21 protein-coding genes are annotated in these 23,628 nt (G+C 69.1%); 4 read left to right on the top strand and 17 right to left on the bottom strand.

Features of this window, described 5'->3' with window-relative positions:
• Positions 1-30: 30 nt before the first annotated feature.
• From AC07OC_RS21975 to AC07OC_RS21990, 4 genes are all read right to left on the bottom strand, one after another.
• Positions 31-1,668, bottom strand: coding sequence for a tannase/feruloyl esterase family alpha/beta hydrolase (locus AC07OC_RS21975; RefSeq protein WP_255591698.1), 1,638 nt, complete (start codon positions 1,666-1,668; stop codon positions 31-33).
• Between the two features lie 167 nt (positions 1,669-1,835).
• Complete coding sequence (locus AC07OC_RS21980) at positions 1,836-2,837, bottom strand: LuxR C-terminal-related transcriptional regulator (RefSeq protein ID WP_255591696.1); 1,002 nt, start codon at positions 2,835-2,837, stop codon at positions 1,836-1,838.
• Between the two features lie 258 nt (positions 2,838-3,095).
• A complete protein-coding gene (locus AC07OC_RS21985; RefSeq protein ID WP_218341395.1) occupies positions 3,096-4,193 on the bottom strand; it encodes a M14 family metallopeptidase in 1,098 nt (365 codons plus the stop codon).
• Between the two features lie 94 nt (positions 4,194-4,287).
• Complete coding sequence (locus tag AC07OC_RS21990) at positions 4,288-5,496, bottom strand: M20 aminoacylase family protein (RefSeq protein ID WP_218297278.1); 1,209 nt, start codon at positions 5,494-5,496, stop codon at positions 4,288-4,290.
• A gap of 76 nt (positions 5,497-5,572) precedes the next feature.
• Here AC07OC_RS21990 and argE point away from each other — a divergent pair, with 76 nt between their 5' ends.
• Positions 5,573-6,745 (top strand): acetylornithine deacetylase, encoded by a 1,173-nt coding sequence (gene argE, locus AC07OC_RS21995; RefSeq protein ID WP_494602232.1) that lies wholly within the window; start codon positions 5,573-5,575, stop codon positions 6,743-6,745.
• A gap of 146 nt (positions 6,746-6,891) precedes the next feature.
• Here argE and AC07OC_RS22000 read toward each other — a convergent pair whose 3' ends face one another.
• Positions 6,892-8,040, bottom strand: a complete 1,149-nt coding sequence (locus AC07OC_RS22000) for an ABC transporter substrate-binding protein (RefSeq protein ID WP_218341394.1) — start codon at positions 8,038-8,040, stop codon at positions 6,892-6,894.
• A gap of 152 nt (positions 8,041-8,192) precedes the next feature.
• On the opposite strand from AC07OC_RS22000, the gene AC07OC_RS22005 reads away from it, so the two are divergent.
• On the top strand, positions 8,193-10,295 hold the full coding sequence (locus AC07OC_RS22005; RefSeq protein WP_218341393.1) for a molybdopterin-containing oxidoreductase family protein: 2,103 nt from the start codon (positions 8,193-8,195) through the stop codon (positions 10,293-10,295).
• A gap of 95 nt (positions 10,296-10,390) precedes the next feature.
• Here AC07OC_RS22005 and AC07OC_RS22010 read toward each other — a convergent pair whose 3' ends face one another.
• The 6 genes from AC07OC_RS22010 to AC07OC_RS22035 all read right to left on the bottom strand — a co-directional run bounded on the left by AC07OC_RS22010 (position 10,391) and on the right by AC07OC_RS22035 (position 16,224).
• Entirely contained in the window at positions 10,391-12,076 is a 1,686-nt protein-coding gene (locus AC07OC_RS22010) for an MFS transporter (RefSeq protein ID WP_255591695.1), read from the bottom strand.
• Complete coding sequence (locus tag AC07OC_RS22015) at positions 12,066-12,476, bottom strand: DoxX family protein (protein WP_218297396.1); 411 nt, start codon at positions 12,474-12,476, stop codon at positions 12,066-12,068. Before AC07OC_RS22015 ends, AC07OC_RS22010 begins: the two co-directional genes overlap by 11 nt.
• A gap of 2 nt (positions 12,477-12,478) precedes the next feature.
• Positions 12,479-14,380, bottom strand: coding sequence for an amidohydrolase (locus AC07OC_RS22020; protein ID WP_218341392.1), 1,902 nt, complete (start codon positions 14,378-14,380; stop codon positions 12,479-12,481).
• 162 nt (positions 14,381-14,542) lie between these two features.
• Positions 14,543-15,220, bottom strand: a complete 678-nt coding sequence (locus tag AC07OC_RS22025) for a hydrolase (RefSeq protein ID WP_218297283.1) — start codon at positions 15,218-15,220, stop codon at positions 14,543-14,545.
• 134 nt (positions 15,221-15,354) lie between these two features.
• Positions 15,355-16,083: a pirin family protein gene (locus AC07OC_RS22030; protein ID WP_494602236.1), complete on the bottom strand. Its 729-nt coding sequence runs from the start codon at positions 16,081-16,083 to the stop codon at positions 15,355-15,357.
• Positions 16,084-16,095: 12 nt separating this feature from the next.
• Positions 16,096-16,224: a hypothetical protein gene (locus AC07OC_RS22035; protein WP_255591694.1), complete on the bottom strand. Its 129-nt coding sequence runs from the start codon at positions 16,222-16,224 to the stop codon at positions 16,096-16,098.
• Positions 16,225-16,268: 44 nt separating this feature from the next.
• On the opposite strand from AC07OC_RS22035, the gene AC07OC_RS22040 reads away from it, so the two are divergent.
• Positions 16,269-17,171, top strand: coding sequence for a LysR family transcriptional regulator (locus tag AC07OC_RS22040; protein WP_218341389.1), 903 nt, complete (start codon positions 16,269-16,271; stop codon positions 17,169-17,171).
• A 97-nt stretch (positions 17,172-17,268) separates the two neighbouring features.
• Here the strand turns inward: AC07OC_RS22040 and AC07OC_RS22045 are convergent, their stop codons facing one another.
• The 6 genes from AC07OC_RS22045 to AC07OC_RS22070 all read right to left on the bottom strand — a co-directional run bounded on the left by AC07OC_RS22045 (position 17,269) and on the right by AC07OC_RS22070 (position 22,372).
• A complete protein-coding gene (locus AC07OC_RS22045; RefSeq protein WP_370627865.1) occupies positions 17,269-18,330 on the bottom strand; it encodes an alpha/beta hydrolase family protein in 1,062 nt (353 codons plus the stop codon).
• Positions 18,331-18,516: 186 nt separating this feature from the next.
• A complete protein-coding gene (locus tag AC07OC_RS22050) occupies positions 18,517-19,197 on the bottom strand; it encodes a type 1 glutamine amidotransferase domain-containing protein (protein WP_218341388.1) in 681 nt (226 codons plus the stop codon).
• 101 nt (positions 19,198-19,298) lie between these two features.
• On the bottom strand, positions 19,299-20,462 hold the full coding sequence (locus tag AC07OC_RS22055; protein ID WP_218341387.1) for an iron-containing alcohol dehydrogenase: 1,164 nt from the start codon (positions 20,460-20,462) through the stop codon (positions 19,299-19,301).
• A 121-nt stretch (positions 20,463-20,583) separates the two neighbouring features.
• Positions 20,584-20,931, bottom strand: coding sequence for a hypothetical protein (locus AC07OC_RS22060; RefSeq protein ID WP_218297288.1), 348 nt, complete (start codon positions 20,929-20,931; stop codon positions 20,584-20,586).
• Between the two features lie 3 nt (positions 20,932-20,934).
• The gene (locus AC07OC_RS22065) at positions 20,935-21,276 is read right to left on the bottom strand and encodes a hypothetical protein (protein ID WP_218341386.1); all 342 of its coding nucleotides are present in this window, start codon (positions 21,274-21,276) and stop codon (positions 20,935-20,937) included.
• A 136-nt stretch (positions 21,277-21,412) separates the two neighbouring features.
• Complete coding sequence (locus AC07OC_RS22070) at positions 21,413-22,372, bottom strand: LysR family transcriptional regulator (protein WP_255591693.1); 960 nt, start codon at positions 22,370-22,372, stop codon at positions 21,413-21,415.
• Between the two features lie 137 nt (positions 22,373-22,509).
• Between AC07OC_RS22070 and AC07OC_RS22075 the strand changes: the two genes are divergently transcribed.
• On the top strand, positions 22,510-23,625 hold the full coding sequence (locus AC07OC_RS22075; RefSeq protein ID WP_218297290.1) for an alkene reductase: 1,116 nt from the start codon (positions 22,510-22,512) through the stop codon (positions 23,623-23,625).
• Positions 23,626-23,628 lie beyond the last annotated feature (3 nt).

A 23,628-nucleotide genomic window follows, 5' to 3' on the forward strand; every position in this document is an offset into this window, starting at 1 on the left:
TGAACGGGCCGCCATGGCGGCCCGCCGCGTTCAGGACGCCGAGCAGGTAAAGCTCTCGGCCTTGGCGGGGTCGCCCATGCCGTTGTAGCGCGGGAACTTGGGGTACTCGCACACCGGGCGCTGGGCCACGGGCGTGGTGGTGCCGGGTGCGAATTGGGTGGCCACCAGCTTGTCGGGCGCCGTGCCCTTTTCCACCCAGGCGTCCATGGCGGCGAGCAGGTCGATGGAGCGCGGCTCGGTGCCCGCGCCATCCAGGTCATGCCCGTTGGAGGGCGAGGTGACCATGCGCGCGAAGCCCTGCACCTTGCTCGCGCCCAGGCGCTGCTTCACCGAGTCGAAGTAGTCCGCCGTGCGGTACACCGACACGCACGTGTCGCCCAGGCCATACCAGATCAGCAGCTTGCCGCCGTTGTCGGCAAAGGCGGAGATGTCCGGGTCGGTGCCGTCGATCATCTCGGCCAGCCGCAGATATTTCGCCTGGTACTGGGTCGGGTCGTGCGTCAGGATGCTGGCGTTGGGGTTGCCCTCCACCAGGCGCGCGGCTTCCGTCACGGCCATGTGGTTGAACGAGTCGGGGTTCTCAAAACTGGTACCGAACATGTACGACTGCCAGTCCGAGGTGGACGCCCCGCCCCGGCCGTAGCGCGGATAGCCCACGGCACCGCGCGACAGGGTCACGGGCGTCTTGTGGTCGCTGTAGATGAGGCGGATGGATTCGATCTGCCCGGCCGTCAGGCAGCTGTCGTTGTCGGCGCCCTGGCACAGCAGGTCGGTGGGCACGTAGTTGCATGCCTCGACGTTGCCGATGATGCCGTCCTTCAGGCCATCGAGACCATCACACGCGGCCGCCTCGGCCTTGGCATACAGCGCGATCTTGGCCGGGCTCATCCAGTTCTCGCGGCTCTTGAAGATGTGGCGCAGCACCGTGGGGCCCAGGTTGACCTGGTGCGCCTGCTGGCTGATGGCGGGCTCCATGGCCACCACGCCGTCGTAGTCCTTGGGGTACTTCTGCGTGGAGATCAGACCCGAGCGCCCGCCGTTGGAGTGGCCCATGTGGTAGCGCCGCACGGGGCGCTTGCCGTAGAACTCCGTGGCGATGGTGGTGCCAATCTCCAGCACGAAGTGGTTGGCATCGAACGCATGGTTGCGCAACGCCACATCGCTGTTGCCCCAGGCAAAGCCGCGCACCTGGTGGCCAGAGTCGGAACTGATCTTCACATAGGGATTGGCCGATGGACCCACGAGCTGCTGGTACCACGGGTCATCGGTCGGAATGAACCCGTCGAACCCACCGCCGCCAATCGTCAGCGTCTTGCCGTTCCACTGCGCCAGCGTGGGCAGCTCCACCGCCCAGTTGATCGTCGACTCGGGCGAGGACACGATCTGGCCGCGCACGATGCAGGCGTCCGGCAGCGTGCCCTCGGCCTTGCGCAACTCGGTGCGCGTGACCTTGGCGCCATGGGGCAAGGCGGTGGAGGTGTAGGCGGCGCAGGCCTCGGCCAGGGGCCTGCTGGCCAGGGGCGCGGGGGCATCGCCACCGCCGCCGCAGGCCGTCAGCGCCACGGCGGCAAGGGCAGTCAGGGTGCAGGCGGCCCACCGCCCCGGGGGGGCACGGTGGTGGACGCGGCGATGGGGTGCCACGCCGGCAAGGAATGGAATCGGGAACATGCGGGAGTCTCCAGTGATGGTGGTTTTCAGGAGCCCAGGCACTGGCAGCAGCAGCAGGACGGCCGCCACCGCAGCCCTTGTGGCTCCGGTGGGGACGATAGGAAAAGAAGGCTCCCTTGCAGCCCCTGCAAATGCAGAGGGCCCGGGAAACTACCGAGCAGGCCTGGCTACCCGTTGCGCAGCGCCGCCACCAGCGCCAGCTTGTTGTTCACCCCCAGCACGGCGTAGGCGGTGCGCAGGTAGGTGCGCACGGTGGCGGGGGTGAGCCCCAGGGTGGCGGCGATGTCCTTGTGGGAACGCCCCTGGGCGTAGAGCATGGCGGCGCTCAGCTCGCGCGGGGCCAGTGGGGACTTCTGGTGGCGCGATGCCATGCTGACAGCCACCAGCGGACCGCAGGGTTCGAGCCGCAAGCGGCAGGACTTGCCCACCAACAGGCTGCAGGGAGCACGTGGCAGGGCCTGCAGAACCTCCAGCGGCACGCGGGTTCCCGTCCAGCCGGGGCACGCCTCGCCCAGCGCCATGCTGATGCGCAGGCCCGCAAACAGCAGCTCTCCCGAGGGCTCCGCCAGCGCAAAACTGTCCCAGGGACGGCTGGCGGACTCGCTCTGCAGCCGCTGCAGCACGTGGTGCCAGTGCTGCAGCAGATGCACCACAAATTCGCCAAACAGCACGGTCTCTTCGTCGGTGAATTCCGAACGCGCCTGCGGGCGGTACACCGAGACAAAAAACATCAGTCCGCTGTGGGGCAGCTCGGCGGTGAGCGCCATGCAGTGGTACAGGCCATGGCGCTGGCTGAACGCCACCACCTCGGGGTGTTCCACGATATCGCCCACCACATCGCGCTCGCGGATCACCACGCCCAGCCGGGTCATGGACTGGCGCGCGAACTCGTCCACCGCGGACAGTTCGTTCCATTCCTGCGCAAAGCTCTGGCTCAGGCCGATGCTGCCATGCAGCCAGTTGCGCGGACCGGTGTGCACATCGCCGGCCGACACCTCGCCCCACCAGGCCGCATCGAAGCGGACCAGCTCCCGCAGCGTCTGCAAGGCCTGGTGCAGCATGTCCTGCGGCGGCGCTTGCTGCGCCCCCCGCGCCAGCGCGAGCAGGCTGCGGCTGAGCGCCCGCAAGGCATCGGAGGGGCCGCGCCCGCCCGTTGCGGAAGGGGGCATGCTCATCGGCATACCGCCGGGGCGTCTTGCGCTGCGCGAAGCGCGTCGTCTGCGTGGGCCATGGCGCCAGTCTCCTGTTTTTTCAGGCGATGGTAGCGGCCACGCACGGGCCGCCACCCCAAGCCCCCCCCGAGGCGGCGGCAGGTGCGTGCGCAGCCCGCTACGCGGCTGCAGCCCGCGCCGGCGCAAATGCTATCATTTTTATAGCTTTCTGCGCTTATTCACAAAGCGCCAGCGGCCAATTCCATTCCATTCCATTCAGCGGGCCAGCCCATCCACCGCCTGGAACATCGACTGCCGCGCCTGGCTGATGATCTGGCCCTTCCATTCATCGGTGTCGGTGTAGAACGCCGCCAGCATCTGCGCCTTGATCTGCGCGGCCTTGTCGGCGGGGGTGCCGGGGTGCAGGTTGAGCCACTGTTCGGCGCGAATCGCGTTCATCACATCGAGCACGGGCACGGTACCGTATTCCATGGCGATGCCGGTGTACTCGGCATGCGGGCATTCGTCGTAGATCGAGGTCCACATGAGGCCGGTGAGGAAGGCCGAGGTGGACGAGCCGTCATAGATGGAGGTGACCGGCGTGGCGCCGCCGCCATCCCACCAGGCGCGTGCGCGCGCCACGGCCACATCGTCGTCGTTGCCGGCGTAGATGCGCTCGCCATGGCCGCTGGGGCCCAGGCCCGTGTGCAGGTCGATCCACGCGATGTGCGACGCGCCCGCGCCATGCTGGCGCAGCACCTGGCGCAGCGTGCGGTTGCTCCAGGTGGGCTCGGTGCCGCCAAAGAACAGGCCTTGCGGAAACTCGTGCTGGCCGCGCGATATGGCGGCCTGCCAGGCCGCCTCGCCCTTGGTGTCGATGTACTGCTGCACGGCGGCGGCATTCTCGGGCAACGGGGGCCACGCCTCGGGCAGCAGCAGCGGCTGGACTTCGCGGTAGGCCTCGTTCACGGGCAGGGGCTTTGAAAAGTCCTGGAAGTTGCGGTTCAGGTCCACGTTCTCGTGCGTGAAGCGGCGCACGTGCGAAAAACCGTAGGGGTTGAGCGCGTGGATGTAGAGCGTGGCCACGCCGGCCGCGCGCGCCTTGTCGCGCCACTCCTGGTCGTGCAGCGCAAACACCTGCACGCCACTGCCGCAGTAGCCTTCCACGCCGTGGCAGGCGCTGCTCACGATGAGCAGCCTGGTCGCATCGGCCGGGCCGTCGCGCACCACGTCCATGGCCAGGTCTTCGCCATCGCGCCCTTTGAGCGGGTGGGCGTGCGATTCGATGGGCAGGCCCGCAGCGGCCGCGGCCTCCAGAAATTTCTTGCGGGCCTGGGCGTAGCTGGGCGAAAAGGCGCGGGCGATGCCGATCATGGGCGGTGGCTTTCGTGGGTGGGTTGGGAACAAGAGAAAAGAAAGCCCGGGCACCCAGGGGGCCCGGGGCGTCAGGACAGCCAAGAAGCCGGCGTCAGGCCGCCGTTGGCTGCGCCAGCCACTCCTCGGCCAGCTTGACCCAGTAGGTGGCGCCCAGTGGGATCAGGTCGTCGTTGAAGTCGTAGCTCGGGTTGTGCAGCGTGCAGGGCCCGCCGCCATGGCCCATCTCGCGGTGCGCGCCGTCGCCATTGGCGATGAAGCAGTAGGCACCGGGCTTGGCCTGCAGCATGAAGGCGAAGTCTTCCGCGCCCATGGTGGGCTCCTGCACCAGCACATTGGCCTCGCCGACGATGCCGGCCATCACCTTGCGCGCAAAGTCGGCCTCGGCCGGCGAGTTCACGGTGGGCGGGTAGTTGCGGTGGAAGTGGAATTCGCAGGTGGCGTCGTGCGCGGCGCAGGTGTGCTCGGCGACCTGCTTCATGCGCTTTTCGATCAGGTCCAGCACCTCGATGGAGAACGTGCGCACCGTGCCCTGCAGCTCGCAACTGTCGGGCACCACGTTGGTGGCCTCGCCCGCGTGCACCATCGTCACCGAGATCACGCCCGCGTCCACGGGCTTCTTGTTGCGGCTGATGATGGTCTGGAAGGCCTGCACCATCTGGCAGGCGATCGGCACCGGGTCGATGCCGTTGTGCGGCAGCGCCGCATGGCTGCCCTTGCCGCGGATGGTGATCTTGAACTCGTTGCTGGACGCCATCACCGGGCCGGGGCTCACCGCGAACTGGCCCACGGGCATGCCAGGCCAGTTGTGCATGCCGTACACGGCCTGCATGGGGAACTGCTCGAACAGGCCGTCGGTGATCATCTCGCGCGCACCGCCGCCGCCCTCTTCGGCCGGCTGGAAGATCAGGTACACGGTGCCGTCGAAATTGCGGTGCCTGGCGAAATGCTGCGCCGCGGCCAGCAGCATGGCCACATGGCCGTCATGGCCGCAGGCGTGCATCTTGCCCTGGTGCTTGCTGGCGTGGGCAAAGGTGTTGAACTCCTGCATGGGCAGGGCGTCCATGTCGGCGCGCAGGCCGATGGCCCGTCCGCTGGCGCCGCCGTCGCGGCCCTTGACGATGCCGACCACGCCCGTGGTGCCCAGGCCACGGTGGATGGGAATGCCCCATTCGGTGAGCTTTTGCGCCACCACATCGGCGGTGCGCACCTCTTCGAAGCACAGCTCGGGATGCGCGTGAATGTCCCGGCGCACGGCGGCAATACTGGCCGCCTGCGTGACGATGGAATCAATAACGTTCATGATATGTATCCTTACGATCTCACAGTCTAGCCCGCTGGCCTGCCCTGCGCCACCCGGGGTTTATTTGCACTGCAACATGAAGCTCTCGCCACACGCCCTCGAACTCGCGCAAACCCTGGTGCGCATGAACACCGTCAGCCACAACTCCAACCTGGAGCTGATCCATTTCATCCGCGACCACCTCGCCCGGCTGGGCGTGAAAAGCCGGCTGACCTTCAACGAGGACAAGACCAAGGCCAACCTGTTCGCCACCCTGGGCGAAGGCAAGCCGGCCGGCGTGATCCTTTCGGGCCACACGGACACCGTGCCGTGGGATGGGCAGGAATGGACGATGGACCCGCTGAGCGCGCGCGTCCTGGACGGCCCCGAGGGGCCGAGCCTGTATGGCCGGGGCAGCGCCGACATGAAGGCCTTCATCGGCATCGCCGTGTCGCAGGCCGAGCAGTTCCTCCACAGCAACGCGCCCTTCGCCGTGCACCTGGCCTTCAGCTATGAGGAAGAGATCGGCTGCTTCGGCGTCAAGGAACTGATCGCCGACCTGCGCGAAGCGAACATCAAGCCGCTGGCCTGCATCGTGGGCGAACCCACCAGCATGGTGCCCGCCATCGCCCACAAGGGCGTGTACCGCTACAAGTGCTGCGTGCGCGGCAAGGAGGCGCACTCGTCGCTCACGCCCCATTCGGTCAACGCCATCGAGATGGCGGCCCGCGTGGTCGGCCGCCTGCGCGACATGGGCGAGGGTTTCGAGCGCGAGGAGCCCCGCTTCGAGGGCTTCGACGTGCCGTTCTCGACCACCAGCGTGGGCCAGTTCCACGGCGGCATCGCCGACAACGTGGTGCCGCGCGATGCCGAGTTCCGCTATGAATTCCGCGACCTGCCCACGGCCAACGCCGCGCAGATGCAGTCCGAGGTGGTGGCGTATGCGAAATCTCTGGAGCCGCGCATGAAGCAGGTGGCGCCGGCGGCCGGCTTCTCGTTCGAAACCATCTGCGAGATCCCGAGCTTCCTGGGCAGCAAGGACGACCCGGTGACGCGCCTGGCGCAGACCCTGTCGGGCGAGAAGTGCACCACCCTCGTCGCCTTCGGCACCGAGGCCGGCCTGTTCAAGAACGCCGGCATCTCCACCGTGGTCTGCGGCCCCGGCAGCATCCGCCAGGCGCACCAGCCGGACGAGTATGTGAGCCTGGAACAGCTGGCGCGCTGCGAGGCGTTCATGCAGGGGCTGGCGCGCACCACCTCGATCGACTAGCCAAGTCCTGCAAAGCCTCTGGCCAACGCAATCCCCACGCGGGCTGCAACTGGCGCGCCCCAGACCAGTGCCACCGTGGAACTGGCTCCGCCAGGCCACGGGTGGCGTCCCCCTCTGGGGAAGACGCGAAGCGGCTCAGGGGGATATCAAGTCCTCACGCGTCCGTCCCCCGTCAGCATCGACATCTCGACAAACTTCGACGCCGCGTGGCTGGTGGCGCTGAACGACACCGGAAACCCCGAGATCACCTGGTTGCCGATCGCCTCGGTGCCGGCGATGAAGCTCTCGCGCGTGAGCTTGCCGCCGCCTTGCGCCTGCCGCAGGCCCTCGGTGAAGATGCGGGCGGCCAGGTAGCCTTCCATGCTGGAATAGTTGGGCTGCACCTTGTCGCCCCCCTTCTTGATGGCCTCCAGGAACTCGCGCGTGATCTGGCGCGAGGGCTGGTAGGGCGAGGGCACGACCTGCGAGACCACCACGCCCGCGCCGTCCTTGCCCAGCTCATCGGCCAGGGCCTGCGTGCCCACGAAAGACACGTTGTAGAACGTGCCGCCGTACCCCGCCTTGCGCGCCGCGCGCACGAAGGCCGCGCTGCCCGCATAGGCGGCGATCTGCACCACGGCGTCGGGCTGGGCGGACACCAGCTTGTCCACGGCGGCCTTCACATCGGTGGAATTGCGCTCCACCGTGGCCGTGGCCACCGCCGCGAGCTTGAGCTCGGCCAGTGCCCGGTTCACGCCGTCGAGCCCGGCCTTGCCGTAGGCGTCGTTCTGGTAGAACACGGCGATCTTCTTGAGCCCGAGGTTGGTGAGCTGACGCACGATGAGCGCGGTCTCGTCGTAGTAGGACGCGCGCACATGGAAGATGAGCCGGTTGAATGGCTGGCGCAGCGCCTCGGCCCCGGTGAAGGGGCCGAAGAACGGCACCTTCTCCCGGGTGAACAGGGGCAGCGCGGCCAGGCTGGTGGGGGTGCCGATGTAGCCGAACAGGGCGAACACCTCGTCGGCGATGAGTTTCCTGGTGTTTTCGGCGCAGCGGTCGGGCTCGTAGCCATCGTCCATGGTGCGGATCTCCACCATGCGCCGGCCCACGCCGCCCTGGGCGTTGAGCTGGTCGAAAAAGAGCTTGGCCCCCAGGTTGAACTGCACGCCCAGCTGCGCCGCCGGGCCGGTGAAGGCAGCCGACTGGCCCAGCACGATGCGGCCTTCGCCCTGGGCACCCGCCCTCTGGAGGCCCCCCAGCGCGGCCGCACCCAGGCCGATGGAAAACTGTCTGCGCCCCAATGCCATTTGCTTCATGGTGAAATCCCTCTTCCTGTCAACACAACGAGGCTGACCCCTCGATGCTGCCGGTGAGCAGCCTGCTGGGGAAGCGATGCGCAATTTGATAGATGTTGGTTAGATATGCACGCCGTTTCCAACCCTCTGGCAGTTTAACGACCACCCCACATATGTCCACGCCTTCCGCCACCATTTCTCCGCCAGCTGTCCCCGTCCAGGTGCGTGGCGCCTGCCCGCACGATTGCCCCGACACCTGCGCCCTGATCACCACCGTGGACGACAACGGCGTGGCCACCCGCGTGCAGGGCAATCCCGACCACCGCCACACCGACGGCGCGCTGTGCGCCAAGGTGAGCAAGTACACCGAGCGCAGCTACCACCCCGAGCGCGTGCTCACTCCGCTCAAGCGCACGGGCCCCAAGGGCAGCGGCCAGTTCGCGCCTGTCAGCTGGGACGAGGCCCTGGACGACATCGCCCATCGCCTGCAGTCCATCGCCGCGCGCGACCCCGAGGCCGTGCTGCCCTACAGCTACGCCGGCACCATGGGCATGGTGCAGGGCGAGAGCATGGACCGCCGCTTCTTCCACAAGCTCGGTGCATCGCTGCTCGACCGCACCATCTGCGCATCCGCCGGGGCCGAAGCGCTGACGCAGACCCTGGGCGGCAAGGTGGGCATGAAGGTGGAGTTCTTCGCCGAATCGCAGCTCATCCTCATCTGGGGCAGCAACTCCATCGGCAGCAACCTGCATTTCTGGCGCTACGCGCAGCAGGCCAAGCGCAATGGCGCCCGGCTGGTGTGCATCGACCCGCGCAAGAGCGAGACAGCCGACAAATGCCACGAGCACATCGCCCTGCGCCCGGGCACCGATGCCGCGCTGGCCTTGGCGCTGATGCACGAGCTGATCGCCCACGACTGGCTGGACCACGACTACATCGCGCGCCACACGCTGGGCTGGGACCCGCTGCGCGAGCGCGCCCTGCAGTGGCCGCCCGAGCGCGCCGCCGAGATCTGCGGCATTCCGGTCGAGCAGATCCGCCAGCTGGCCCGGGACTACGGCACCACGAAGCCCGCCGCCATCCGCCTGAACTACGGCATGCAGCGCGTGCGCGGCGGCGGCAACGCGGTGCGCGCCGTGGCCTGCCTGCCCGCCCTCACCGGCGCCTGGCGCCACCGCGCGGGCGGCATGCTGCTGTCCAGCTCCGGCCAGTTCCCGGCGCAGCGCGCGGTGCTGCAGCGGCCCGACCTGATGCCCCAGGCGGCCTCAGGGCGCGTGCCCCGCACCATCAACATGACGACCATCGGCGACGACCTGCTGCGCGAGGCATCGCCCGCCTTCGGCCCGAAGGTCGAGGCCGTGGTGGTCTACAACAGCAACCCCGTGGCGGTGGCCCCGGACTCGGGCAAGGTGGTGCGCGGCTTTGCGCGCGAAGACCTGTTCACCGTGGTGCTGGAGCACTTCAAGACCGACACCGCCGACTACGCGGACTACATCCTGCCCGCCACCACGCAGCTCGAACACTGGGACGTGCACCTGTCCTACGGCCACACCGACGTGGTGCTCAACCGCCCCGCCATCCAGCCCTTGGGCGAGGCCCGCAGCAACGCGCAGATCTTCCGCGACCTGGCCGCGCGCATGGGCTTTGCCGAGCCCTGCTTTGCCGACACCGACGAGGCGCTGTGCCGCCAGGCGTTTGGGGATGCCGTGGACTACGCGCTGCTCGAATCCCAGGGCTTTGCCACCGTGGCCATCCCGGATGCACTGTTCGCCGAAGGCAACTTTCCGTCACCGTCGGGCAAGTGCGAGTTCTACAGCGCCCGCCTGGCCGCCCAGGGCCTGGACGGCCTGCCCGACCACCTGCCCAACTACGAACTGCAGGGCACGGATGCACGCTACCCGCTGGCGATGATCTCGCCGCCCGCGCGCAACTTTTTGAACTCCACCTTCGTGAACGTGACGAGCCTGCGCAACATCGAAGGCCGCCCGATCCTGGAGATCCACCCCGACGACGCCGAAGCCCGCGGCATCGCCAACGACGCCGTGGTGCGCGTGTTCAACGACCGTGGCAGCTACCAGTGCCACGCCACCGTCTCCCGCCGCGCACGGCCCGGCGTGGTCAACGGCCTGGGCATCTGGTGGCGCAAGCTGGGGCTTGACGGCACCAACGTGAACGAGGTCACCAGCCAGGCCCTCACGGACCTGGGCCGCGCGCCGACGTTTTATGACTGCTTGGTGGAGGTGGAGGCTGTGGAGGCAGCGGCAATAGCAGGCTGACCGCGCTCTGCCAGACACGCAGAATGCTCATGTTTTGATAGCTAATGGCGCTTATTGGACAGGCGCCAGTAGCTATTTTCACTAAAAACCACCTCTCACTGTGCCTGCATGGCATGGGTGCGGCCTGCGTCCCCCGCAGTCAACGCCAGAAAGTGATGCACCACGGGCCGCTCCGCTCCCTGGTGAAACCGCAGCGCCTCCGCCTGCAGGTCCGCGTCCGCCTTGGACACGCGGTGGTGCTGGCGCAGGTGCTCGGCCCAGGATTCGACCAGGAACCATTCGATGACCCGGCCCGGCTCGCCCGTGTGTTCGGCCACGCCCCAGGCGTAGGCGCCGTCGCGGCGGCGCTCTTGGGACAGGTGCTGCATGGCCTGCAGGAAGGCGGGCAGGTCGGGCTTGGCGATGCGGTATTCGATCTGCACCATCACCGGGCCCCGGTCGTGCGCCACGGGCTCCGCCAGCAGGGGCTCGGGCCAGTGGTTCGAGGGCTGCAGGTCGGCCTCGCCGGTGGGCAGCTTCACGCGGTGAAAGATGAGCGACGCCACGACCAGCCCGGCCGCGCCCACCAACAGCGTGACCGGCAAACCGGCCTGCCCCGCGATGAGACCCCAGCCCAGGCTGCCGGCGGCCATCGCGCCGTTGAAGACCATGAGGTAGATGGCCAGGCCCCGACCGCGCACCCAGTTGGGCAGCACGGCCTGGGCCACGCCGTTGAGCGTGGTCAGCGCGATGATCCAGCCCAGGCCCAGCACCAGCATCAGCGCCACGGCGGCCCACTGGGGCGGGGCCACGGTCAGCACGCCCATGACGGCGGCGGTGAGCAGCGAGGCCAGCAGCACCAGGCCATCAGTGTCCAGCCGCTGGCGCAAGCGGGGCAGCAGCACGGCGCCCAGGATGGCGCCCGCGCCCACGGCGCCCAGCATCACGCCGTAGAAACCGGCCGTGCCGCCCAGCATGCGGCGCGCCACCAGCGGAAGCAGCGCCCAGACGGAGCTGGCGAACAGGAAGAACACGGCCGCGCGCAGCAGCACCACGTGCAGCTCGCGGCTGGCGCGGGCGTAGCGCACGCCGGCACGGAAGGCGCCGAAGAACTGCTCGTTCAGGCCTGAGGCCTCGGCCTTCGGGCGCTTCCACCACAGCAGCGCGGCGATCACGAACACATAGCTCAGCACGTCCAGGCCGTAGGCCATGGCCGCGCCGAAGCTGGCCAGCAGCAGGCCGCCCGCCGCAGGGCCGATGGCGCGCGCGATGTTGATGCCCAGTGAGTTGAGCGCCACGGCGCTCTTGAGCTCGCTGCGCGGCACCAGCTCGGGCACGATGGACTGCCACGTGGGGCCCATGAGCGCGGCACCGATGCCGCCCACGAAGGTCAGCGCCACCAGCCACTCCACCGTCAGCGTGTGGGTGTTGGCCAGGATGAGCAGCGTTCCGCTGACGGCCGCCAGCAGCACCTGCACGCCGATGAGGAAGCGGCGGCGGTCCAGGATGTCCGACAGCACGCCCGCAGGGATGGCGAGCAGAAAGACGGGCAGCGTGGCGGCCGTCTGGATCAGCGCGACAGCGGTGGGGCTGGACGAGAGCTCGGTCACCATCCAGGCGCTGGCCACGTCGCGCATGAAGCTGCCGATGTTGCCCAGCACGGTGGCGGCCCAGAGCACCGCGAAGACGGGGATGGCCAGGGGAGCGAAGCTGCCGGAAGCCGCCGGAGCAGCCGATGCCGGCGCGGACGCTGCAGCAGCAGGGGTGTGGTGGTGGTGATGATCGTGTTGGTTATCCGGCATGGCGGCCTCCGAGGTCGTGCCAGGCGACGAGCAGCATGCCGCCCACCAGGCCCCAGTGTTCAAAAAATGCGTTGGCGCTGCGCTGCCGATCGGCGGGCGGTGCAGCCCAGAAGCGGTCCACCAGCAAAGCGGCGAGCACGGTGAAGCCCGCCAGGGCCAGCGCCCCGAGCCAGCGGTACCAGCCCGACAGGATGAGCGCCGAGGCCGAGAGCTGCAGCACCAGCGTGGCGGCGGCGATGGGCGCGGCGGGTGCCAAGCCGAGCGAGCGCACCTCGGCCGCGGAACCGGCAAAGTTGCGGGCCTTGCCGATGCCGCCCTGCAGGTAGGCGGCGCACAGGCACAGCAGCGCCAGCGTCTGCACCCAGGGAGCGGTGGCGGCGGTGTGCAATGCGTGCTGCACCGTCACACCGCCCAGCAGGCGCAGCCGAGCGCACCCCAGAAGCCCTGCAGGTCGGACACCGGCAGCTTGCTGCTCCAGGCCGTGGCGTGGGCGTGGCCGTGCAGGTTGCAGTTGCTGGCGCAACCGCAGTTCGCGGCAGCGTTGCGCAGCACGGCCTGCAGCGGCGCGCCGTCCGGCCCGCCCTGAGCGCCCCAGGCGCCATAGCCGCCGAAGGTGCGCACGGGCGACCAGTCGGGCATGGCGGGCGGCGGGGCCGCGTCGTCGAAGCGCGCGAAATCGCCCGCGCCATAGACCACCTTGCCGCCCACCACGGTGAGCAGGGCGGTGGTGTCGGCGATGTCGGATTCGGGGCAGGCAAAGAAGTCTCGGTCGGGCACGACGAGGTCGGCCAGCTGGCCCGCTTCGATGCGGCCCTTCTTGCCCTGCTCGTTGCTGAACCAGGTGACGTTCTCGGTCCACATGCGCAGGGCCTGGTCGCGGGTAAGGCAGTTGCGCTGCGGCGTGAGCTGCAGGCCGCCCACCGTCTTGCCGGTGACGAGCCACGACAGCGACACCCAGGGGTTGTAGCTGGCCACGCGGGTGGCGTCGGTGCCGGCGGACACATTGACGCCCTTCTCCAGCATGCGCTTGACCGGGGGCGTGGCCTCGGCCGCCGCGGCGCCGTAGCGCTCGACGAAGTACTCGCCCTGGTAGGCCATGCGGTGCTGAACCGCCACGCCGCCGCCAAGGGCCGCGATGCGGTCGATGGACTTTTCCGAAATGGTCTCGGCGTGGTCGAAGAACCAGTTCAGGCCGGCCAGCGGTGTGTCCTGGTTGACCTTTTCAAACACGTTGAGCGCGCGCTCGATGGTCTCGTCGTAGGTGGCGTGCATGCGCCAGGGCCAGCGGTTCTGCGCGAGGATGCGCACCACCTCTTCCAGCTCGCCTTCCATGCCGGGCGCAAGCTCGGGCTGGGGCTGGCGGAAGTCCTCGAAGTCGGCGGCAGAGAACACCAGCATCTCGCCCGCGCCGTTGTGGCGAAAGTAGTCCGTGCCCTGCTTGTACTGCGAGGTGGCCGTCCAGTTCAGGAAGTCTTCCTTCTCGTGCTGGGGCTTTTGCGTGAACAGGTTGTAGGCCAGGCGGATGGTGAGCTGGTCGGCATCGGCCAGCTCCTGGATCACGTCGTAGTCATCCGGGTAGTTCTGCATGCCGCCGCCCGCGTCGATGGCGCCGGTCACGCCCAGGCGGTTGAGCTCGCGCATGAAGTGGCGCGTGGAGTTGACCTGGTAGTCGTGCGGCAGCTTGGGGCCCTTGGCCAGCGTGGCGTACAGGATGGCGGCATTGGGCTTGGCCAGCAGCAGGCCCGTGGGGTTGCCCGCGCTGTCGCGCACGATCTCGCCGCCGGGTGGCGCGGGCGTGTCCTTGCCATAGCCCACGGCGCGCAGCGCGGCGCCGTTGAGCAGCGCGCGGTCGTACAAATGCAGGATGAACACGGGCGTATCGGGCGCCACGGCGTTCAGCTCGGCCAGCGTGGGCAGGCGCTTTTCCGCAAACTGGTGTTCGGTGAAGCCGCCCACCACGCGCACCCACTGCGGCGCGGGCGTCACGGCCACCTGGCGCTTGAGCATGGCCATGGCGTCGGCCAGGCTCTTCACGCCGTCCCAGCGCAACTCCATGTTGAAGTTGAGCCCGCCGCGGATGATGTGCAGGTGGTTGTCGATGAGCCCCGGCAGCACGCTGCGCCCGCCCAGGTCGATGACCCGCGTCTGCGGGCCGGCGAGCGCCATCACCTCGCGGTCGTCACCCACCTTGGTGAAGCGCCCTTGCGCAATGGCGACCGCACTGGCCGTGGGGTTGGCGCGGTCCAGCGTGGTGAAGCGGCCGTTGCGCAGGATGAGGTCGGGGGTGATGGCGGGTTGGGTCATGATGTTCAGGCCTTCAAGAATTTCAGCAATGGCAGAGCGCAAAAAGGGTGCAGTGGCCGTAGCGAGCGGCCCTAGCCTGCATCGAGGACCGCAGCCGTACAAGCGTACGGCGAGAACCGCAGGTGCGGGATCGGGTCGCGCAGTAGGCCAATGCACCCTTTTTTAGCCTTCGTGGGCGTTGAACATGGTCTTGGCGTAGGTGATGCCCAGGCCATAGCCCCCGCCGAACTTCTTGGCGATGCCCGTCGTCATGTCGTACGTCTCGCCCCGCGCCCAGTCGCGCTGCAGCTCCAGCAGGTACTGCAGGGCCGTGATGGGCCGCGCGCCGGCCTGCACCATGCGCTCCATGGCGCGGTTGTGGGCTTCGGCCGAGATGTCACCGCTGGCGTCGGCGATCACATACACCTCGAAGCCCTGGTCCAGCGCCGACAGCGCCGGGCCCACGATGCACACGCTGGTCCACAGGCCGGCCAGCACGATGCGCGGCTTGCCGATGGCGTTGACACGGGCGATCACGGCCTCGTCCTCCCAGGTGTTCATGGAGGTGCGGTCCAGCAGCGCCTGGCCGGGGAACGGTGCGGTCACTTCCTCGAACATGGGGCCGCTGAAGCTCTTTTCGGCCACGGTGGTGAGGATGGTGTCCACGCCAAACCCGGCGGCCGCGCTGGCCACCAGGCCGGCGTTGGAGCGCAGCGTGATCGCATCGATGGAGTGCGTGGCAAAGGCCATCTGCGACTGGAAGTCGATCATGACCAGGGTGTGGTCGTCGGCGTTCAGCAGCGTGGCGCCGGGCTTGGCGTAGGCGGTGGTGCTGGCAGTCGTGGTGTTGACGTGGGTCATGGTGAACTCCCTGGAAATTGAAGATGAAGTCGTCGAGAAGAAGAACAAAAACGAGACAAGGCAATGCGGCGGGCCGGGGCGCAAGGGATGGGCGGCATCGCCCACCCACCCGCGCCTCAGGGCGCGCCATCCGCTCAGTGCGGCATCGAGGGCAGCTCGTTGGGCCGCAGGTCGAACACCAGAACCTCGGCGCCTTCGCCGTGGGCAAAGCGCAGGGCCCCGGCGTCGCGGATGCGGGCGCCGTCGCCTTCGGACAGCCGCTCGCCGTTCACCTCCAGGCTGCCGCGGGCCACGTGCACATACACGTTGCGGCCCGGGCCCACGTCCAGATCGGCCGACTCTTCGCTGCCGTCGAACAAGCCGGCATAGACCCGGGCGTCCTGGTGCACGGCCAGCGATCCGTCGGCCCCTTCGGGCGAGATGATCTGGCGCAGACGGCCGCGCTTGTCGGCCTCGCTGAAGTGCACCTGCTGATAGCGGGGTGCGGCGCCGCGGGCACCGGGCACGATCCAGATCTGCAGGAAGTGCACGGGCTCTTCGCCCGAGTGGTTGAACTCGCTGTGGCGCACGCCGGTGCCGGCGCTCATCATCTGCACGTCGCCGGGGCGGATGACCGAGCCGGTGCCCATGGAGTCCTTGTGCTCCAGCGCGCCTTCCAGCACGTACGAGAAGATTTCCATGTCGCGGTGCGGGTGGGTGCCGAAGCCCTTGCCGGGAGCCACGCGGTCGTCGTTGATGACCAGCAGGTCGGAAAAGCCTTGCTGGTGGGCGTCGTGGTAGTGGCCGAACGAGAAGGTGTGGCGCGAATGGAGCCAGCCGTGGTTGGCGTTGCCGCGGTGTTGGGCTTTGCGGATGTCGAGCATGGTGTCTTCCTTTCAATGTCTGTCGATGAATTTCACACTGGGTGGCGGGTCTGAAATCCACTGGATTTCATTGGCGCTCAGTGCTGCGATGGATGAAGTATCCGGCGCATGCGCAAGCATCAGATTGAAAGGTTTTGCCATTCATCATCGATAATTTCGATGATTGAAATTCCGGGCCTTTTGCCATGCTCAAACTCTCCCTCGAAGCCATCGAACTGGTGGATGCGATTGCCCGCTACGGCTCGTTCGCAGGCGCCTCGGAGCGGCTGCACAAGGTACCGTCCACCATCTCCTACGCCGTGGGCAAGCTCGAGGAGCAACTGGGCCTGGCCCTGTTCACCCGCAACGGCCCGCGCGTGGCGCTCACGCCCGCGGGGCACGAGCTGCTCAAGGAGGGCCGCTGGCTGCTGGCCTCGGCGCGGCAGCTCGAATCGCGCCTGCGTCAGATCGCCACGGGGTTCGAGTCCGAGCTGCGGCTGGTGCACGACTCGCTGATACCCACCAGTGCGTTCAACGACGACATCGCGGCCTTTGAGGGGCTGAACTGCGGCACGCGCCTGCGCATCGGCTGCGAGGCGCTGACGGGCACCTGGGAGGCGCTGCGCGACGGGCGCGCCGACATCATCGTGGCGGCGGGCGAAGGCCCGGCCGGCGGCGGCTACAAGGCCGTGGCGGTGGGCAGCCTGGACTTCGTGTTCTGCGTGACCGCGTCGCACCCGCTGGCGCGCCTGGGCCGGCCGCTCACGCGCAGCGACCTGCTGGAGCACACGGCCGTGGTGGTGGGCGACGGGGCGCGCACACTGTCGGACCGCACGGTGGGCCTGCTGTCGGGCCAGCGGCGCATCACCGTGCCGTCGATGCAGGCCAAGATCGCCTGCCAGGCCGCCGGGCTGGGCCACGGCTTCGTGCCGCGCGCCTGCGTGCGGGTGGAGCTGGAAAACGGCATCCTGGTGGAGGTGCCGGTGGACGAGCCCCGCGCCGATGAGACCTTCTGGCTGGCCTGGAAGCCCGAGCACCGGGGCGAGGCGCTCAAGTGGTGGTGCCAGCGGCTGGCGCGGCCGCTGCTACCAGGGATCCTGCCGTACTAGGTGCTGGCCTGCGCCACAACCCATTCACTACCAAATTAATAGCAAATAAACCAATCAGAACAAACGCCAGGGTCTGTTTTGATCATAAAACTTCCTCTCAGCGCCACTGCTGGCCAAAAAACTGCACCACTTGGTCTTCCAGCACCGCGTGGTAGGCCACCCGGTCAAAGCCCGCCGGGTTGGCGGCGGCGTCGCCCGCGTCGGACGGCAGGCTCTGGCTGGGCTGGGCCATGAAGGCGAAGTGGCCGGCACCCGGCACGGTGTCCGCCTGCGTGGTGGCCAGATTCGCGGCCACCAGCCCGCCGTGGTACTTGCCCGTCAGCACGGCATCCTGCTCGGCCACGCGCAGCAGCACCGGCACGGTCACGGCTTTCAGGCTCTCGGGGGTGAACACCACGGCCATGGGCGCCAGGGCGACGACGGCGCGGATGCGCGGGTCGGGCACGGAGACCAGGGCGCCGTCCGGCACCAGATTGGCGGGTGTTGCAGCGCTGGCAGCGGCCGGCTGCGGCGCCTTGGGGCCCTGGGCCAGGCCGCAGAAGCCGGGGTCGTCCAACACGCTGCGGCAGTGCCGGGCGGCGCGGGCGGGCTCGGCCTGCGCGCCGGCCAGCGCCAGCACGGTGTAGCCGCCGGCCGAGTGGCCCAGTGCGCCGATGCGGCCGGCCGGAATGCGGGGGCCCCACTCGGGGCTGGCCAGCAGCGCGTCGAGCACGCGGCTGACCTGGCGCGGGCGCTCGCCGAAGTAGCGGCCCGAGGTGATCATGGAGCGGTCCTGCCAGTTGTCGCCCGGGTGGCGAACGGCGGCCACCAGGTAGCCCTCCGCCGCCAGGCGGGTGGCCAGGTTGTGGTGCGCGAGTTCATTGCCGCCCGTGCCGTGCGACACCAGGATCAGCCCCTTGAGCGGCTCGGCCGACACGGGTGCGCCCAGGCCGACCACCGGGCGCCAGGGGCCCAGCTGCACCACGCCCGCGCTGCGCACGGTGGGGTAGAACAGTGCCACGTTCACCGGCTCGTCGCCTGGCACGACGAGGGTGCGCAGGCCGGCGTGCTGGGCCGATGCGGCGCCGGACAGCATGGTCAGCGCCACGAAGGCGGCGGCCATGAAGGGGCGGATATGCCGCGCGGCAAAGCGCAGGGCCAGGAGGAGGAGGATGGTCACAGTGCGCCTTTCGTCGGGTCTGCCAGAAGCCGCCACCGTGCGGAAGTGTGGTGGCGGCATGGCGGCACTGTAGGCGCGGCCCCCCCTGCACGGGGAGCGGCATGCGACGAAATGCCCGTGGGCGGCGCGAAACGGCGGGCGAAAGGCGCAGGCCGTGCAGCTGGCGTCCCGGTCAGGGCCGCAGCATCACGCCAGCGCCTGCAGCAGGGCCTGCGCCGCAGGCTCGGACGACGCGGGGTTCTGCCCAGTGATCAGCAGCCCGTCGGTGACCACGTGCGGCTTCCAGTCGGCCTGCTTGGTGTACAGGCCGCCGTGGGACATGAGCATGTCTTCCACCAGGAAGGGCACGACATGCGTCAGGCCGGCGGCGGCTTCCTCGCTGTTGGTGAAACCTGTCACGTTCTTGCCGCGCACCAGGGGCGTGCCGTCGGGCGCCTTGGCATCGCGCAGCACGCCGGGGGCATGGCACACGGCCGCCAGGGGTTTGCCGGCGGCCAGCGTGGATTCGATGAGGGCGATGGAGCGCGCGTCCTGTGCCAGGTCCCACAGCGGGCCGTGGCCGCCGGGGTAGAACACCGCATCGAACTGGGCGGCATCCAGCTCGGACAGCTTCAAGGTGCTGGCCAGTTGCGCCTGGGCCGCTGCGTCGTCCTTGAAGCGGCGCGTGGCATCGGTCTGCGCATCGGGCGCGTCGCTCTTGGGGTCCAGCGGCGGCTGGCCACCCCGGGGGGACGCAAGGGTGACCGAAGCGCCCGCGTCCTTGAACACGTAGTACGGGGCGGCGAACTCTTCGAGCCAGAAGCCTGTCTTCTTGCCCGTGTCGCCCAATTGGTCGTGCGACGTGAGAACCATGAGGATGCGGGGCATAGGCGTTTCTTTCCTGGGTGCGGTTGAAAAATGTCCAGCCCCTCACCGTACCCGCAATCCCCTCGGCTGCGCCCTCGCAGGGCGCAGTTCGCGGCGTTGGCTTACAGCGCGGCTTCGAGAATCCGCCGGCTCACGGCGGGCGTGATCTCGCGCTGCTCGCCCAGCGTGACCATGCCGTGCGCCTCCAGCTGCGCCACCACGGCGCCCACGGTGTCGGCGCCCAGGCCGTAGCCAGACAGGCGCGTGGCGATGCCCATGGCCTCGAAGAAAGCGCGCGTTCGCCCGATGGCGGCGGTGATGCGTTCGTCGTCGGTGCCGGTGGTGATGCCCCACACGCGCTCGCCGTACTGCAGCAGCTTGGCGCGCTTGGGGCCACGGCGCTCGTGCAGCAGCGCGGGCAGCACGATGGCCAGCGTGCGCGCGTGGTCGATGCCGTGCAGCGCCGTGAGCTCGTGGCCGATCATGTGCGTGGCCCAGTCCTGCGGCACGCCCGCGCCGATCAGGCCGTTGAGCGCCATGGTGGCCGCCCACATGAGGTTGGCGCGGTCGTCGTACACGGGCTCGGGGGCGGTCAAGAGGCGCGGGCCGATCTCGATCAGCGTCTGCAGGATGCCTTCGGCAAAACGGTCCTGCACGGGCGCGTTGACCGGGTAGGTGAGGTACTGCTCCACCGTGTGCACGAAGGCATCGACCACGCCGTTGGCCAGCTGCTGGGGCGGCAGGGTGTAGGTCTTGGTGGGGTCGAGCACCGAGAACACGGGATAGGTGTGCACGCTACCAAAGGCCAGCTTCGCGCCCTTGGCGCGGTGGGTGATCACGCCGCCGTTGTTCATCTCGGAGCCCGTGGCGGGCAGCGTGAGCACGGCGCCGAAGGGCAGCGCGGCGGTGACGTTGCGGCCGTGCTTTTCCAAAATGGCCCAGGGATCGCCGCCCTCGAACTTCACGGCCGCTGCGATGAACTTGACCGCATCGATCACCGAGCCGCCGCCCACGGCGAGCAGGAAGTCAAACCCGCCTTCGCGGATCTGCGCCACGGCCTTCATCGAGGTTTCATAGCTGGGATTGGGCTCGATGCCGCTGAAGGTGGCGTGCTGGCGGCTGGCGAGCGCCGTGCGCACCTCGGCCAGCGTGCCGGTCTTCTCGGCGCTGGCGCCGCCCACGAGGATGAGCACCTTGGCGGCGGCGGGCACGAGCTTGTCCAGGTCGGCGATGCGGCCCTGGCCGAACGCGATGCGGGTGGGGTTGTGAAAGTCGAAATTCAGCATGGCAATCCTTGGGTGGGGTGCGGGCATTGTGTCGTGCCCTGGGGCGGGGCGAGCGTCGCCTGCGCAACACGGCGGGCAGGCACACCGGCCCGCCAGCGCGCCATGCCCCTCCCTGCCCCGCCTACCGCAGCACCACCAGCGCCGCAAACCCGAGCAGCAACACCATCGCCAGCGCCACGATGCCAGCGATGCCCACCGTCAGCACCTTGGCCACGGAGAATCCCCCGCTGCGGCGCAGGGTGCCCAGGCCCCGCAGCAGCAGGACCAGCGCGGCACACAGGGTGCACAGCACCGTGCCAAAGGCCGCGGCGATGCAATCGAGCCCGAACGTACCGCATGCCATGGCCTGCCCGAAGCCGGTGAGCAAGGCCAGCGACACGCCAAGGCCCACGGCGAGCACACCAAGCCCCGCCCAGACCGGCACCGGCACGCGCGCCGCCGCCGAAGATGTAGTGGTGGTGGTGGCCATCGATCAGCCCTCGGCCTCTTCTCGTGCCGCCTGCCAGGGCAAGGCCGGGTCGGTGAAGGCGGGTCGCCACAGGTCGGCATAGACCGCAAACGCCTGCCGGCGGGTCTCGTCCGACTCCAGCTCGACCGCGGCATCGTCAAGCCCCCGCACGCTCCAGTCGGCCGGCACGGCGTAGCGCCGCTGCGCCGTGTCGATCAGCACCGAATGCAGGGCGTGGGTCGTGCACGCCACATAGCGCCCACCGGGGCTGACCAGGAAGTAACCCACGTCGCCGGACCGCAGGGCAGCCAGTGGCAGGGCGCGGCGCAAGGCATCGGCCCATTCGGGCGGGGCGGGTACGGGCATGGAAGAAAGAAACTCCTGGTGGGGCGCGGAACGTGCGCGCCGCGGTGGCGCGTTCTGCGTGGACCGACTGTAGCGGCAACGGCCACGGCCACGCTGGCGCCGCCCCTCAGGTGCTGCGGTCCCCGGGAGGCCCCGATCAATCCGGCGCCCCTGCCGCCCCACCCCTGGTTTCGCCCTGGCGACCGGACTCCGCGCCCGCCAACACCTGCAGCCGCTGCGCCATGAAGTCGCGCAGCGCGCGCACCAGCGGCGTGAGCTGGCGGCGGCTGGGCGCCACGAGGAACAGGGGCACGGCCTCGGTGGTCCAGCCCGGGCACAGCGGCACCAGGCGCCCGGCGGCAAGGTCGTCCGCCACATCGAAGTACGACTTGTAGGCGATGCCCCGGCCCCGCACGGCCCAGCGGCGCACGGCGTCGCCGTCGTTGGACACATTGCGGCTGCGCACGCGCACCAGCACCTCCTGGCCCGCCGCATCCCAGAAGCGCCAGCGGTCGTGCACGTCCTCGCCGAGCATGAAACACAGGGCGTCATGGCCGGCCAGCGCATGCGGCGTGGCGGGCGCCCCGCGGGCCTGCAGATAGGCGGGCGCGGCGCACAGCACGCGCCGGTGGTCGGCCGCGAGCGGCAGTGCCACCAGGCTCGAATCCTGCGGCTTGCCGTAGCGAAAGGCCGCGTCCACCGGTTCGCTGTAGACATTGGCCATGCGGTCCGACAGCTGCAGGCGGATGTCGATGCCCGGGTGCTCGGCCTGGAAGGCATCCAGCCACGGCAGCAGCACGTTGCGCCCCAGGTCGGAGGGGGCGGCGAGCAGGAGCGTGCCGCGAAATCCGCGGGCCTGGCCGCCTTGCAACTGGCCCCGCACCTGCTGCAGCGCGGCCAGCGCGGGGCGGCAGTGCTCCAGGAACAGCTCGCCCTCCTGCGTGAGCCGCAGGCTGCGCGTGGAGCGCACGAAGAGCGCCACGCCCAGCTCGGCCTCCAGCCGCTTGAGGGCCGCACTGGCCGCCGCCGGCGTGAGGTCCAGCGCCCGCGCGGTGGCCGACAGGCTGCCGCTGTCCACGGTGCGCACGAAGATGTCGAGGTCCTGCAGGCTTTTCATGGGTGGCGTGGGGAGTTTTAGGGCTGGATTTTCAAATTTTCTTTGAATATTGATTCAACCACCATCCTATTTAAAACAAAAGACAACAGGATCACCATCACGGCCATGTTCCACACCGCTTGCCAAGGCACAACGCCATGACCTCCACCGCCACCGCGCCCGCTCTCGCGCGCCCCTTGCAACTCGGCCCGCTCACCTTGCCCAACCGCATGGTGATGGCCCCCATGACCCGCGCCCGCAGCAGCCAGCCGGGCGGCGTGCCCAACGCGCTCATGGCCGACTACTACGCCCAGCGCGCCAGCGCCGGGCTCATCGTGAGCGAGGCGAGCCAGGTCTCGCCCCAGGGCCAGGGCTACAGCTTCACGCCCGGCATCCACAGCGACGCGCAGGTGCAGGGCTGGCGCCGGGTGACCGACGCGGTGCATGCCGCCGGCGGCCGCATGGTGCTGCAGCTGTGGCACGTGGGCCGCATGTCGCACGCCAGTTTCCACGCCGACGGCCTGCCCGTGGCGCCCTCGGCCATTGCCCCCGAGGCCCGGGTGTGGGTGGCGGACGGCGACGGCGTGGGCCACATGCTCGACTGCCCGGTGCCGCGCGCGCTGCAAGCGAGCGAAATCGCCGGCGTGGTGGACGACTTCCGCCGCGCCGCCGCCAACGCCATGCGTGCTGGGTTCGACGGCGTGGAGATCCACGGCGCCAACGGCTATCTCATCGACCAATTCCTGCGCACCACTTCCAACCACCGCAGCGATGCCTATGGCGGCCCGGTGGCCCACCGCACCCGCTTCGCCCGCGAGGTGGCCGCCGCCGTGGCCAGCGAGGCCGGGGCCGAGCGCACCGGCATGCGCCTGGCGCCGTTCATCACGCAGCGCGGCATGGACTGCCCGGACATCATCCCCACCATCCTGCACCTGGCACGCGAGCTGGACACCCTGGGCCTGGCCTACCTGCACCTGGCCGAAGCCGACTGGGACGATGCCCCCTCCATTCCCGCCGATTTCCGCCAGGCCCTGCGCGCGGCCTATGGCGGCCGCGTGATCGTGGCGGGCAAGTACACGCCCGAACGCGCGCAGCAGATCCTGGATTCGGGCATGGCCGACCTGGTGGCCTTTGGCCGGCCGTTCATCGCCAACCCCGACCTGCCCGCGCGCTATGCGGCCGGGCTGCCCCTGGCCGGCTACGACCCGGGCACGCTGTTCGGCGGCGCGGCCCAGGGGTATTCCGACTACCGCGCGCACGCGGCCGCGGCGTGACGC

The organism is Acidovorax sp. GW821-FHT10E04, from assembly GCF_059415185.1.

What these genes read in the sequence shown, in the direction of transcription:
- AC07OC_RS21975 (WP_255591698.1), bottom strand. Translation starts at nt 1,668, where the DNA reads ATGTTCCCGATTCCATTCCTTGCCGGCGTGGCACCCCATCGCCGCGTC.
- AC07OC_RS21980 (WP_255591696.1), bottom strand. Translation starts at nt 2,837, where the DNA reads ATGCCCCCTTCCGCAACGGGCGGGCGCGGCCCCTCCGATGCCTTGCGG.
- AC07OC_RS21985 (WP_218341395.1), bottom strand. Translation starts at nt 4,193, where the DNA reads ATGATCGGCATCGCCCGCGCCTTTTCGCCCAGCTACGCCCAGGCCCGC.
- AC07OC_RS21990 (WP_218297278.1), bottom strand. Translation starts at nt 5,496, where the DNA reads ATGAACGTTATTGATTCCATCGTCACGCAGGCGGCCAGTATTGCCGCC.
- argE (WP_494602232.1), top strand. Translation starts at nt 5,573, where the DNA reads ATGAAGCTCTCGCCACACGCCCTCGAACTCGCGCAAACCCTGGTGCGC.
- AC07OC_RS22000 (WP_218341394.1), bottom strand. Translation starts at nt 8,040, where the DNA reads ATGAAGCAAATGGCATTGGGGCGCAGACAGTTTTCCATCGGCCTGGGT.
- AC07OC_RS22005 (WP_218341393.1), top strand. Translation starts at nt 8,193, where the DNA reads ATGTCCACGCCTTCCGCCACCATTTCTCCGCCAGCTGTCCCCGTCCAG.
- AC07OC_RS22010 (WP_255591695.1), bottom strand. Translation starts at nt 12,076, where the DNA reads ATGCCGGATAACCAACACGATCATCACCACCACCACACCCCTGCTGCT.
- AC07OC_RS22020 (WP_218341392.1), bottom strand. Translation starts at nt 14,380, where the DNA reads ATGACCCAACCCGCCATCACCCCCGACCTCATCCTGCGCAACGGCCGC.
- AC07OC_RS22025 (WP_218297283.1), bottom strand. Translation starts at nt 15,220, where the DNA reads ATGACCCACGTCAACACCACGACTGCCAGCACCACCGCCTACGCCAAG.
- AC07OC_RS22030 (WP_494602236.1), bottom strand. Translation starts at nt 16,083, where the DNA reads ATGCTCGACATCCGCAAAGCCCAACACCGCGGCAACGCCAACCACGGC.
- AC07OC_RS22035 (WP_255591694.1), bottom strand. Translation starts at nt 16,224, where the DNA reads ATGGCAAAACCTTTCAATCTGATGCTTGCGCATGCGCCGGATACTTCA.
- AC07OC_RS22040 (WP_218341389.1), top strand. Translation starts at nt 16,269, where the DNA reads ATGCTCAAACTCTCCCTCGAAGCCATCGAACTGGTGGATGCGATTGCC.
- AC07OC_RS22050 (WP_218341388.1), bottom strand. Translation starts at nt 19,197, where the DNA reads ATGCCCCGCATCCTCATGGTTCTCACGTCGCACGACCAATTGGGCGAC.
- AC07OC_RS22055 (WP_218341387.1), bottom strand. Translation starts at nt 20,462, where the DNA reads ATGCTGAATTTCGACTTTCACAACCCCACCCGCATCGCGTTCGGCCAG.
- AC07OC_RS22060 (WP_218297288.1), bottom strand. Translation starts at nt 20,931, where the DNA reads ATGGCCACCACCACCACTACATCTTCGGCGGCGGCGCGCGTGCCGGTG.
- AC07OC_RS22065 (WP_218341386.1), bottom strand. Translation starts at nt 21,276, where the DNA reads ATGCCCGTACCCGCCCCGCCCGAATGGGCCGATGCCTTGCGCCGCGCC.
- AC07OC_RS22070 (WP_255591693.1), bottom strand. Translation starts at nt 22,372, where the DNA reads ATGAAAAGCCTGCAGGACCTCGACATCTTCGTGCGCACCGTGGACAGC.
- AC07OC_RS22075 (WP_218297290.1), top strand. Translation starts at nt 22,510, where the DNA reads ATGACCTCCACCGCCACCGCGCCCGCTCTCGCGCGCCCCTTGCAACTC.